Source organism: Streptomyces sp. NPDC047974, from assembly GCF_040653375.1.
In the GTDB taxonomy this organism is placed as follows: domain Bacteria; phylum Actinomycetota; class Actinomycetes; order Streptomycetales; family Streptomycetaceae; genus Streptomyces.
This window is the reverse complement of the sequence record NZ_JBEZNU010000020.1, coordinates 130,217-142,042: the sequence shown is the minus strand read 5'-3', so window position 1 is coordinate 142,042 and position 11,826 is coordinate 130,217. Positions and strand designations below refer to the sequence as shown.

Sequence of the window (11,826 nt, the reverse complement as noted above, 5' to 3'; positions counted from 1 at the left end):
CCCAGGAGTCGATCTTGCCGGTGTCGGCGTTGGCGTTGTCCGTCACGCGGAGCTTCCACGTGCCGTTGGCGACCTCGGAGGAGGCGTTCACGGTGTAGGTGGTGTTGATGTTGTCGGCGCTGCCGCCGGTGCCGAAGGCCTTGAGCGTGTAGGCGCTGCCGTCGGGGGCGATCAGCTGGACCTGGAGGTCGCCGATGTAGGTGTGGACGATGTTCACCGGGACCTGGAGGGCCGAGGGGGCGTTGCCGGAGACGCCGCTGACGGTGACCGGGGACTCGACGGTCGCGTTGTCGGCGATGGCGAAGTCGGCGGTGTTCTCGAACTTCGGCCCGGGCGGCGGGGTGGTGCCGCCGCCGCCGACGAAGAGCAGCTTGTTCGGGGAGCCGGTGCCGGGGCTGGTGACGACGTTCGGGGTGGCGGCGGTGGTGAGGGCCGTGGAGACCTGCGCCGGGGTGGAGGTCGGGTTGTCGGCGAGGTAGACGGCGGCGGCGCCGGCCACGTGGGGGGTGGCCATCGAGGTGCCGGAGATGGTGTTGGTGGCGGTGTCGCTGGTGTTCCAGGACGACTTGATGGAGGAGCCCGGGGCGAAGATGTCCAGGACGCTGCCGTAGTTGGAGAAGCTGGAGCGGGCGTCGGTGCTGGTCGTGGAGCCGACCGTGATCGCCTCGGTGACGCGCGCCGGGGAGTAGTTCGAGGCGTTGGAGCTGTCGTTGCCCGCCGCGACCGCGTAGGTGATGCCGGCCGCGATGGAGTTGCGGACGGCCTGGTCGAGGACGGTGTCGACGCCGCCGCCGAGGCTCATGTTGGCGACGGCCGGCTTGACGGCGTTCTGCGTCACCCAGTCGATGCCGGCGACGACCTGGTCGGTGGTGCCGGAGCCGTTGTTGTCGAGGACGCGGACGCCGACGATCTTCGCCTTCTTGGCGACGCCGTAGGAGGAGCCCGCGACCGTGCCGGCGACGTGGGTGCCGTGGCCGTGGCCGTCCTGGGCGGTGTTGTCGTTGTCGATGGCGTCGTAGCCGTTGGAGGCGCGGCCGCCGAAGTCGCTGTGGCTGATGCGGACGCCGGTGTCGATGATGTACGCCGTGACGCCCTGGCCCGCGGTGTCCGGGTAGGTGTAGCTCTGGTTCAGCGGGAGGGCCTTCTGGTCGATCCGGTCCAGGCCCCAGGACGGCGGGGAGGGCTGGGTGCCGTCGATCGTGAAGACGCGGTTCTGGACGACGGACTTCACGGCCGGGTCGGCGGCGAGCTTCTTCGCCTGCGCCTCGGAGACCTCGATCGCGTAGCCGTTCACCGCCGAGGTGTACGTGCGCTTGATCTTGGCGCCGAACTTGCCGGGCACCGCGCGGCCCTCGGCGGTCTCGGCCGGGGCGGACTCTTCGAGGGTCACGATGTAGCTGCCCGGGATGGTGCCTTCGGCCCCGGCGTTCTCGATGACGCCCTCCGCGGCGGCCGGCGCGGCCGTGGCGGGAAGGGCGGAGAGCGAACCGAGGGCCAGCGCCGCGACGGCTATGGCCGCGGCGGTGCTGATCCGGCGACGCGATGCGCGCATCACTGCCATGTGAGGTGTCCTCCTCGTGGGGGGTGCTCCCGTGGGGAGGGAGCCGAGTGACCTTCACTCACGACAGGGACATGACAAGACCGTCTCCGGTCCGACGCGGGACCTCCCGGCCCCGGCCGCCCTGCCGTCGCCGAAAGATTGACCGATCCATAGGAATCCCGCAAGAGGACTCACGGCACGGCAACTCCCGTGCCACAGCCCCGACATGACCGATCAGTAGCCTCCGGAGGACCGCTCCCCGGCCCCCACCTGCGAACCTCCCCGGCCCGTCCGCCATCCGCCGACCCCCGCGAAAACCACGGGAATTCATCGTGCCGACACAGCCGGCACACGGGGAACGGGCCCGTCCCCGATCCCCCGGGAGACGGGCCCGTCGTCCGCGGTGCGCCGCGGGCCGGTCAGAAGTCGTCGGCGCCGTTGCGGAGTTCGTGCGTCCAGTACCCGGTCTTCGCCACGGCCTCGCCGACGGCGAGTCCGCCCGCCGGGGCGGCCACGACGACGCTGCCCTCGGCCGGGCCGTCGGCCGCGAAGAGGTTCACGTTGAACTCCTTCACCACCTTGTTGTCCTCGTGGACCCCGCCATTGGCGACCCGCACGTTGGCGTACGCGGGCGCGCCCGGCTCCAGGACCACCGGGGCGGCCGGCTTGCTCGACGGGACCGCCGGCACGTCCTTGGCCGTCTGGATCTCGCCGAAGGCGAGGAGCGGGTACTCGAGGAGGCGGCAGGCGCGGGCCGAGGTGTTGGTGGCGGTGAGGACGATGTGCTCGGTGGGCACCTCGTCGGCCTTCTTCGCGGTGATCCTGACGTCGCCGTGGGCACAGACCGGGGCCTTGGCGTCGGCGGCGGCCGGGGTGCCCTGCGCGGTGGCGCCCGCCGTCCCCTTCCCGGCGGCGGGAGCCGCGGAGGAGCCGGCGGAGGCGTCGGTCGAGGAGCCGGACGAACCGGCGGGCGCCGCGCTCTCCGTCGCCCCGCCGGTGCCCGTGGTCCCGGTCGCCGCCGGTGCGCCGGTCGTGGTCGTCGCGCTGCCCGCGTCCTTCGCGCCGTCGTCACCGCCGCAGGCCGTCAGGCCGAGCGAGACGGCCGCGACGGCGGCGACGAGAAGGGCGGTCCTGCCGGTGGTCCTGCCGGTGGTGGTACGCATGTCGGTGTTTCCCCCGTGTTCGGTGAAGCGTGTCGCGTCGAGCGGTCGGTGGTGCGGTGTCCACCCTCCCGTCGCGCACTGCCGTCCCGCTTGCGTACGGCTAACGCCCGCCGCTAACGCCCCGCCGCGAGGCGCGCGAGGCGCTCCGCCGCCCGCGCCGAACCCTCCGGGAAGCCGGCCGCCTCGGCATCGGCGGCGGCACGTTCCAGCTGGTGGGCGGCCTCCTCGACCCGTCCGATGCCGGCCAGCGCCTCGCCCCGCACGATCCGCAGCTGGGCCTGGACGACGACCGCGTCGGGCGCGACGAGTTCCCCCGCGCGAAGCACGTGCGCCAGCGCCTGCTCGTACTCCCCCGCCCGCAGGCAGTGCCCGGCGAGGTGCTGGAGGGCGAGGACCTGGGTGGAGGGGTGTCCGGTCCGGTCGGCGAGCGCGACCGCCCGCGCCATCAGCACACGGGCCCGGCCGTACTCCCCGGTGGCGTCGAGGACGGCCGCGTGGTTGACGACGGCGATGGCCTCGCTGATCGCGTCCCCGGCGAGGGCGGCGAGCCCGGGCGCCCGCTCCAGGTGGATCAGCGCCTCCGCGTCCCGCCCCTCCTCGTGGAGGATCCAGCCGAGCAGCGCCCGCGTCCGGGACTGCGCGTCGGGGTCGCCGGCCGCCTCGGCGGAGGCGAGCCCGGCCTCCAGGAGCGGGGTCCAGCCGTCCTGGAGCCGCATCAGCATCAGCGGCCAGGCCACGAGCGCCAGCCGCCAGGCCCGGTCGTGCAGGCCGAGGGCGGCGGAGGCGGCCACGGCCCCCTCCAGTGCGGGGCGTTCGGCGACGTACCAGTCGAGGGCGGCGGCGCGGCCCTCGAACTCCGGGACCGCGGCGGGCCTGCGCGCGTCGGCGGGCAGGGCGTAGCAGGGCTGGGAGCCGGGTTCGGCGGCGGCGTCGGCGGCGAGGCCCGCGTACAGGTAGTGGTCGAGGAGGCGGCGCAGCCCCTCCTGGTCGGCCTGCGGGGCGAGGCCGCGGGCGTAGAGGCGTACGAGGTCGTGCGGGGTCCAGCGGCCGGGCACCGCCTCGGTGAGGAGGTGGGCGGCGGCGAGCCGTTCGAGGTCGGCGGCGGCCCGGGCGGGGGTGGTGCCGGTGAGCGCGGCGGCGGCGAAGTGGTCCAGGTCGGAGCCGGTGTGCAGACCGAGGGCGCGGAAGGCGCGGGCGGCGGACTCGGGGAGCTGCTGCACGGTGAGCCGCAGCGCGGCCGAGACGCCGACGTCCTCGACGTCGAGGAGCGCGAGCCGCCCCTGCTCGCAGGCGAGTTCGCCGACCATCGCGACGAGCGAGCGGCCCGGGCGTTCGGCGAGCCGGGCGGCCGTCACCCGCAGGGCGAGCGGCAGCCCGTCGCAGAGTCGGGCGAGCCGCTCGGCGGCCTCCGGCTCGGCGGTGACCCGGTCCTCCCCGAGCACGGTCGCGAGGAGGGCGGTCGCGGCGGCCGTCGGCAGCTGCCGCAGCGGCACGGGCCGGGCGGCGTCGGAGGCGATGAGCCCGCCGAGCCGGTCCCGGCTGGTCACCACGGTCACGCAGCCGTCACCGCCCGGCAGCAGCGGCCTGACCTGCTCCGAGGAGCGGGCGTTGTCGAGGACGACGAGCATCCGGCGGCCCGCGGTGAGGCTGCGGAAGAGCGCCCCGCGCCCCACCGCCGTCTCCGGCACCCGCTGCTGCGGCACGCCGAGCGCGAGCAGGAACTCGCGGAGCACCACCCCGGTCTCGGGCGCCGGGGTGTCGCTGAAGCCGCGCAGGTCGGCGAAGAGCCGCCCGTCGGGGAAGGCGGTCCGCCGCCGGTGCGCCCAGTCCACGGCGAAGGCGGTCTTGCCGACCCCGGCGGGCCCGGTGACCAGGCAGACCGGCCCGTCGCCGCCGCCGGCCGCCCGGTCGAGCTGCCCGGCCTCGGCCTCCCGCCCGGTGAAGCCGCGCGGGGCCCTGGGCAGCAGTTCCGGTACCGGGGCGGGCTCGGGCACCGGCGGCTCGGCCGGCGGCGGGCCGGGGGCCGGGGCGGGCGCCGGGACGAGGACCGCCCCCGCGTCCCGCAGCAGCTCCGTGTACGTGTCGGCGAGCGCGGCGCCCGGGTCCACGCCCAGCTCCTCGGCGAGCAGCCGGCGGGTGCGGTGGTACCAGTCGAGGGCGTCGGAGCGGCGCCCGGCGCGGGCGAGGGCCGTCATGAGCGCGGCGGCCAGCGACTCGCGCAGCGGGTGCGCGACGGCCTCGGTCCGCAGGACGGCGGCGGCCCGGCCGTGCTCGCCCAGCGTCCCGTACGCCTCCGCCAGCGCCTCCACGGAGGAGAGCCGAAGCTCCTCCAGGGCGGTGGCGGCGGCCTCCAGGGGTCCGCTCGGGACGGTGCCGGTGAGCGCGGGCCCCTGCCAGTACGACAGTGCCTCGCGCAGCATCCGTACGGTGTCGGCGGCGTTCCGCTGCGCGCCCGCGAGCCCCACCAGTTCCTCGAACCGGTGGGCGTCGACCAGCGATTCGGGCATCCGCAGCAGATAGGCGGAGCCCTGTGTGGTGAGCTCCACGCCGTACGCCTCGGCGCCGTGCGCGGCGAGCAGCGACCGCAGCCGGGAGACGTGCCCCTGGAGCACCGTCTTGGCGTGGGTCGGAGGCTCGTCCTCCCACAGCGCGTCCATCAGCCCGGTCACGTTCACGGCCGTGTTGGGGCGCAGCAGCAGCGCGGCCAGCAGGCTGGTCCGCTTGGCCGGTCCCGGGGCGACGTCGCCGCCCTCCGTCACGACCGCGACGGATCCGAGCAGCCGGAACTCCACCCGTACCTCCGCGTCCGATTCCCCCGCTGCCCCCGGCAGCCGAGGATACGCGGCTCCGCGCCCCCGACCTGCATCGATCCCACCACGGAACCGGTATTCGGCCGAAACCGGCGGGCGGCGGGGCCCGGGGTTCAGTCCTCGATCACCGGATTGCACGGCGACAGGAACGGGTCGAGGCGCTCCTCGACGAGGCCCCGGCGCAGGACGCGCACCCGGAAGGCGTTGTCGGCGTTGGGGATGTCGCCCTCGTCGGAGCGGTCGTGGAGCAGGCCCCACGAGCCGGGGAAGCGGCGGGCGATGTACGTCACCAGCGCGTCCAGCTCGGCGGCCTCCCGGCCGAGGTGGTTGGTCTGCCCGGCGGCGGTGACGACGGGCAGGCCGTTGAGGACGTCGAGGGTGACCCGGCAGCTGGAGGACCAGTCGACGGCGTCGATCCGGGCGCGCAGTTCCTCGACGCCGGCCCGCAGCGAGGGCAGGTCGTCCTCGTACGGGTCCTCGGAGATGCCGAACCAGCCATGGAACTCGTACATGCCCTCACTCCAGCGGAGTCGTGTCGATCACCGGCTCGACGCCGTACCGTCGCCCGTACTCCTGGAGCTTATCGACCACGCCGGGACCGGGCGGTCCGTCGAACTGGAAGTACGGCGTGCGGCCGCTCTGCAGCGCCGCCTCGAAGGTGGCCTGCGCCTGTTTGCGGAACTTCTTGTTCAGCGTGAAGTCCGCGGGCTTGGCCTGGGCCACGTACTCGTCGCTGATGGCGTCGAACTCGCGGCCGTCGGGGTCGTTGGCGAAGCGTCTGCGGGGCTCGCCGCCCAGCTTCTCGGCGAGCTTGTCCGCGTCGGCGTCGGGCTTGGTGACCTCGATGAGGTCGCCGAGGCCGCCGTTGTCCTCGTAGGGGGCGAGCCCCAGCGGGTCGCTGAACCGCAGCGGGTTGCGCACGTAGCCGGCCGGGTCGGGCGCGGGGGCGAGGCCGAGCGGGTCGGGGGTGGTGTAGCGGGCGGTCCGCGGGTCGTAGTAGCGGTGGTGGTTGTAGTGGAGGCCGGTCTCGGGGTCGTAGTACTGGCCGGGGAAGCGCAGCGGGGTGTACGCGGACGCGTCGGCGTTCCACGTCGTGACGCCCCACAGGGTGGTGCGGCTCTGCCAGGCGATGTGTCCGGTCTCGTCGACGAGTTCGGTCGGGGTGCCGATGAGGTCGGTGGCGACGGCGAAGAACCGCGCGTCGATCTCCCGCCGGGTGGCCGCGTCGTGCAGCCGCTCGGTCTGGGCGACCGGGGTGAGGCCCTCGTGGTCCCAGCTCAGCGTGGTGGGGTGGGGCAGCGCGGCGGACGGCTCGGTGGTCTGCTCGGCGAGCAGCGGGCCGTCCCAGACGAAGCGGGTGCGCTCGGCCACCGTCACGCCGTCGGCGGCCAGCCGCTCCTTGGCGACGCGCCGGCCGAGCGGGTCGTACCGGTAGCGCCAGCGGGTGCCGTCCGGGGTGGTGACCCCGGTGAGCCGGTCCTCGGCGTCGTAGGCGTACGTCCACACGTCGGGCTTGCGCGACAGCCGGGTCTTCGTCCGGCGGACCAGCCGGCCGGCGTCGTCGTACGCGTACCGGTTGGCGCCGGCCTCGGTCACCCGGGTGCCGGTGTACGCGCGCCCGCCGCGGGCGTCGCCGGCGGCGAGGCGGTCCGGCCAGCCGGCGGAGACGGTGTGGCCGCCGCCGTCGTAGGCGTAGGACTCGCTCCAGCCGTCCGCGGTGACGGCGGTGACCCGTCCGGTCGTGTCCAGGTCGTAGCGGCGCGGGCCGCGCAGGGTGTCCTCCGAGGCGACGAGATGGCCGTCCTCGCGGTACGCGTACGTCCGCAGGTTCAGCCGCCGGCCGCCGCGCGCGAGCTCCTGGGCGGTGAGCCGGCCGGCCGCGTCCCAGTCGGACGTCAGCGTCAGCGACTCCCCCACGGTGCGGCCGAGTTCGCGCCCCGCGGCGTCCCGGGTGAAGACGACGGCGCGGCCCGCGGCGGTCAGCGCGGCCGACCGGCCCGCGGCGTCGTGGGTGTACGTCGTGACGTGGCCGCCCGGGGTGACGCGCCGGGTGCGGCGCCCGGCCGCGTCGTAGGAGAACGACAGCGCCTGCCCGTCGGTCAGTTCGGTCTTGACGCGGCCCCGGCGGTCGTAGGCGTACGTCAGCTCCGCGTCGGGTCCGACGGCCCGCAGCAGCCGTCCCGCGGGGTCGTACTCGTACGTCGTCACGGAGCCGCCGGCGTCCTTGCGGACGACCCGGCCGAGCGCGTCCCGCTCGTAGCGGACGGCCGCCCCGAGCGGGCCGGTCCGGGTCAGCACGCGTCCGAGCGGGTCGACGTCGTAGCCGACGGTGCGGCCGTCGAAGTCGGTCTCGGCGACCAGGTGGCCGACCTGGTCGTAGGAGTAACTCCAGCGCAGGCCCAGGGGGTTGCGGACCTCGGTGAGGCGCAGCTCGGTGTCGTGGGTGAACTCGTGGCGGGCGCCGTCGGGGTCGGTGCGGGCGGCCAGCAGGTCGAAGTGGGTGTACTCGAAGGCCGTGGTGCGGCCCTGGGGGTCGGTGTGGGTCAGGCAGTTGCCCTCGCCGTCGTAGGTCCACGACTCCACGGCGCCGTCGGGTCCGGTGAACCGCGCGAGGCGGCCCTCGGGCGTCCAGACGTAGTGGGCGGTGCCGCCGGAGGGCTCGGTGCGGGCGGTGATCCGGCCGAAGGCGTCCCGCACGTAGGTGGTGGTGCCGCCGTCCGGGGCCGTCTGCTCCAGGAGCATGCCCGCGGCGTCGTGGCGCATCAGGGTGGTGGCGCCGAGGGGGTCGGTGACCGAGGTGAGGTGGCCGCGCGCGTCGTGGGTGTAGCGGGTGGTGCGCCCGGCCGGGTTGGTGACGGCGATCCGGTCGCCGTGCTCGTCGAACTCCTGCCGCCAGCGCTGCCCGCCCGGCAGGACCAGTTCGACGGGGCGGCCGGCGTCGTCGTGGGCGGCCGTCCGGACGCCGCCGTCGGGGTGGACCGTCTCGACGAGCCGGCCCTTCTCGTCCCAGCGGAACGCGGTGCGGGCGCCGGGCCCGCCGTCCGCGCCCGGGTCGGTGCGGGACAGCAGCCGGTCGTCGCGGTCGTAGGCGAAGCGGACGGTCGCGCCGGTGGGCCAGGTCTCGGCGACGACCTGGAGGTGGCGGTTGACCGCGTAGCGCCAGGTGTGGCCGAGGGAGTCGGTGACCGTGGTGGTGGACAGGCCGGTGCCGGGGTGCGGGTCGCCGTAGTGGAACTCCGAGCGCAGGTGCCCCTCGGCGCCGGACTGGGAGACGCACCGGTCCCGTTCGTCGTAGACGAAGTCGTAGCGCGAGCCGTTGGTGTCGGTCCAGGAGACGATCCGGTCCTCGGGGTCGTACGCGAACCGGGTCGGGACGCCACCGGACCCGGTGACCCCGGTGAGGCGGCCCTCCTCGTCGTATCCGTACCGGACGACCTCGGTGCCGCCGACGGCGAGCGAGGTGATCCGGCGGTTCTCGGTGGTGAAGTCGACGCGGTAGCCGCCGGAGTGGACGAGGGCGAGCGGGGCGCCCTGCTCGTCGTACTCGGCGGTGATGGTGCGCCCGTGGCGGTCGGCGATCTCCCCGAGCGGCGCGGTGCCGTCGCCGCCCGGCTCGGCCCCGGCCGGGGCCAGGAAGTGCCGGACGGTGCCGGTCTCCGGTTCGGTGAGCGTGTAGCTGCCGTCCGCGTGCCGCTCCAGCGGCCACCGCGGCCCCGCCTCGGGGAGCACCGGGGCGCCGGGGGCGGGGTGCGGGTAGGGGACGAGGAGGTTGTCCTCGCCGTGCAGGACGACGCCGATGGGGTCGACGGTCAGCCGCTGGTCGATCGTGGACGACCAGCTGTCCCCGAACCAGCGGCCGGCCCGGTAGGAGGACTCGAAGTCGCGGCGGAACACCAGCGGCAGGCTGCCCGGCAGCAGCACGTCCTCCTGCGGCAGGAACATGCGGCCGGTCGCGAAGTCGACGGGCTCGCGCCCGCACCGCTTGCCGTCGGGCCTGCGGACGGTCTCCCTGAGGTCGTCGGCGCGCCGGGCCTTGGCGGCGTCCGCGAGGTCGTCGGCGAGCCGCACGCCCTTGACGCCGGCGCCGGCGCCGCCCGTCGCGACGGTGAGGATCGCGTCCGGCACCAGGGTGCCGAGCCCCTCCGCCGGGTCCTTCATGAAGTCGTCCAGCATCTGCTTGCCGGTGCCCCAGGGGTCGTTGGCGACCCGGACGAGTCCGGCGGCGGTGCTGTTGAGGTTGGTGACGTACTCGGCCGGGTGCGTGATGTTGTACGGGTCCAGCGGGTTGACGCCCCGGACGAAGTTCACGATGCCGGCGGTGCCCTTGACCGCGCCCATGGCGAAGTGGGTCCTCATCAGTTCGAGCTCGTCGAGCCCGTCCTTCAGCTGCTCGCCGTACGACGGCTTGGGCGGAGCCGCGTCCCGGGCCTTGCGCACCGCCGACCGGGCGGCCTCGGCGGCGGAGTTCCGCTGCCGGCGGGCCTCGGCGAGGATGTCCTGCGCCTCCTTCATCCGCTCCTTGCCGGGGTCGGAGAACTCCCCGGGCCGGGGCGGCAGGGTGGCGGGGTCGCGCTTGTCCGCGGGCGTCGCGTTGTACGTGTCGACTGCGTCGTTGAAGCCGTCGACCTTCTTCTTGTGGGCGTCCAGGGCGTCCTCCGACGCCTTCGTGCCCGCCTTCCAGGTGTCGATCGCGACCTGGGCGCGGCCCTGCGCCCAGGTGACCGTCGACTCGAACGACTCCAGCGCCTTCGCCGCCTCCTCGAAGGCGTCCGCGCCCTTGAACCACCTGGGCGGCTCCAGCTTCACCGTCCGGCGGAAGGCGTCGGCCGCCTGTCCCTGGAGGGAGTCGGAGTCGAGCCCTTCGAGCCCGAGGCCGACGTCGTTGAAGGCGGCCGAGAAGTCCCGCAGGTGGGCGGCGGTGGAGCGGAGCTTGCCGGGCGAGCCGTAGATCAGCTTGGTCTTGTCCTCGGTCTGTCCGAGGTCCATCTCGTCGACCTCGGCGCCCATCCGGTTCGCGAGCGAGCGGGACTGCTCGCGCACCCAGTCGGCGCCGGACTCCCAGCCGACGTCGTCGAGCCGGTCCGCGGTCCAGTTCCCGACGTCCTCGACGCGGTTCCCGGCCCATTCGACGCCGTCCTCGACGGCGTCCTCGACGACGTCCGGCGTGATGTCGCTGACGAAGTCCCCGATGCCCATGCGTCAGTTCCCCCCGTTCCGGGCGCGCTCCTCGGGCGACGGCCCGAAGGTGTCGTCGACGGCCCGGTCGAACTGCTCCTGGTCGACGCCGAGGAGGTCGTTGAGCCTCCGCGACCGCTCCCCGCCCTGCCCCTCGGTGAGCAGCGAGCGCCCGGTGTCCTTCCAGGTCTGGGCCATGTCGTCGCCGGCCCGGTCCCAGGACTCGCGGCTCCAGTCCGGGTTCAGCGCGTCCGGGGTGAAGACGTCGCCCCAGTCCTGCTTGGCGATGTCCTCCTCGGAGGCGTAGGGGCTGCCGCCGGCGATCGCGTTCACGCCGAACTTCAGCGAGCTCTCGACGTACTGGTCCTCCTCCCACAGCACGCCCGCGGCCAGGCCGAGCTTCGCCGCGATGGCGTTGGCGTCCTGGACCTGCGCCCTGACCCCCCACTCCCACCGCTCGCAGAAGTCCTCGAAGTCCGTGGACAGCCCGTGGTGCCCGGCCTCCATGCCGGTCATGGCCAGCTCGGAGAAGCCCTTGCCGAGCACCGCCCCGGTGCCCGTCCCGATCTCCTTCAGCTCGCCGACCGCGTTCCGGATGCCCTGGGTGAGCCGCCGGACGGTGTACTGGTCGATCCCGAGGTCCTTCGCCCCGTCACCCATCAGACGTCACCCCCCGCGGTCCCCTCGACGGCCGCCGCGTCCGGGACGATGCCCTCGGCCGGCGGGAAGAGCATGGACCCGTCCGGGTCCGCGACGTCGACGGCGAGCCCGGCGGGCACGCCCATCGCCGGCACCACCTCGTCGAGCAGCCGGGCCCCGAGCAGTTCGGCGAACTCCCAGCTCCGCCCCGGGTCCCCGGCCTCCCGCGCGAACCGCGCGAGGGCCTCCTCGCCGGTGAACGCGAACACCCAGCGCACCCCGCCGAAGTGCCCCGTCCACAGGCCGCCCCGCTCCACCGGCACGAGCAGCCTGGCCCGCCTCAGCTCCCCGAGCAGCGCCCGCGGATCACCCGCCCCGGCCCGCCGCTCGGCGATCCGCCCGGCGAGCGCGCTTCCCTCACCCATTCCGTTGCCTCCCCCGAAGCCCGAACCCGGCCCGTCCACCCGGACGACGCTCACGCGCCTTCCCCGAACACGCC

General features: G+C 74.6%; 7 protein-coding genes. All 7 read right to left on the bottom strand.

Annotated elements, in window-relative coordinates; all coding sequences use genetic code 11:
- Window positions 1-1,561, bottom strand: a 1,561-nt coding sequence (locus AB0E19_RS26395) for a S8 family serine peptidase (protein WP_362184666.1), incomplete at its 3' end; no start/stop codon positions are given.
- A 398-nt stretch (window positions 1,562-1,959) separates the two neighbouring features.
- A complete protein-coding gene (locus tag AB0E19_RS26390) occupies window positions 1,960-2,703 on the bottom strand; it encodes a DUF4232 domain-containing protein (RefSeq protein WP_362184665.1) in 744 nt (247 codons plus the stop codon).
- A 113-nt stretch (window positions 2,704-2,816) separates the two neighbouring features.
- Complete coding sequence (locus tag AB0E19_RS26385; protein WP_362184664.1) at window positions 2,817-5,495, bottom strand: BTAD domain-containing putative transcriptional regulator; 2,679 nt, start codon at window positions 5,493-5,495, stop codon at window positions 2,817-2,819.
- A gap of 131 nt (window positions 5,496-5,626) precedes the next feature.
- The gene (locus AB0E19_RS26380) at window positions 5,627-6,025 is read right to left on the bottom strand and encodes an Imm7 family immunity protein (RefSeq protein WP_362184663.1); all 399 of its coding nucleotides are present in this window, start codon (window positions 6,023-6,025) and stop codon (window positions 5,627-5,629) included.
- A 4-nt stretch (window positions 6,026-6,029) separates the two neighbouring features.
- The gene (locus AB0E19_RS26375; RefSeq protein WP_362184662.1) at window positions 6,030-10,709 is read right to left on the bottom strand and encodes a putative T7SS-secreted protein; all 4,680 of its coding nucleotides are present in this window, start codon (window positions 10,707-10,709) and stop codon (window positions 6,030-6,032) included.
- A 3-nt stretch (window positions 10,710-10,712) separates the two neighbouring features.
- Window positions 10,713-11,351, bottom strand: a complete 639-nt coding sequence (locus AB0E19_RS26370) for a hypothetical protein (RefSeq protein ID WP_362184674.1) — start codon at window positions 11,349-11,351, stop codon at window positions 10,713-10,715.
- Window positions 11,348-11,752, bottom strand: a complete 405-nt coding sequence (locus AB0E19_RS26365) for an SseB family protein (protein ID WP_362184661.1) — start codon at window positions 11,750-11,752, stop codon at window positions 11,348-11,350. The genes AB0E19_RS26370 and AB0E19_RS26365 overlap by 4 nt, the downstream gene beginning before the upstream one ends.
- Window positions 11,753-11,826: the final 74 nt, after the last annotated feature.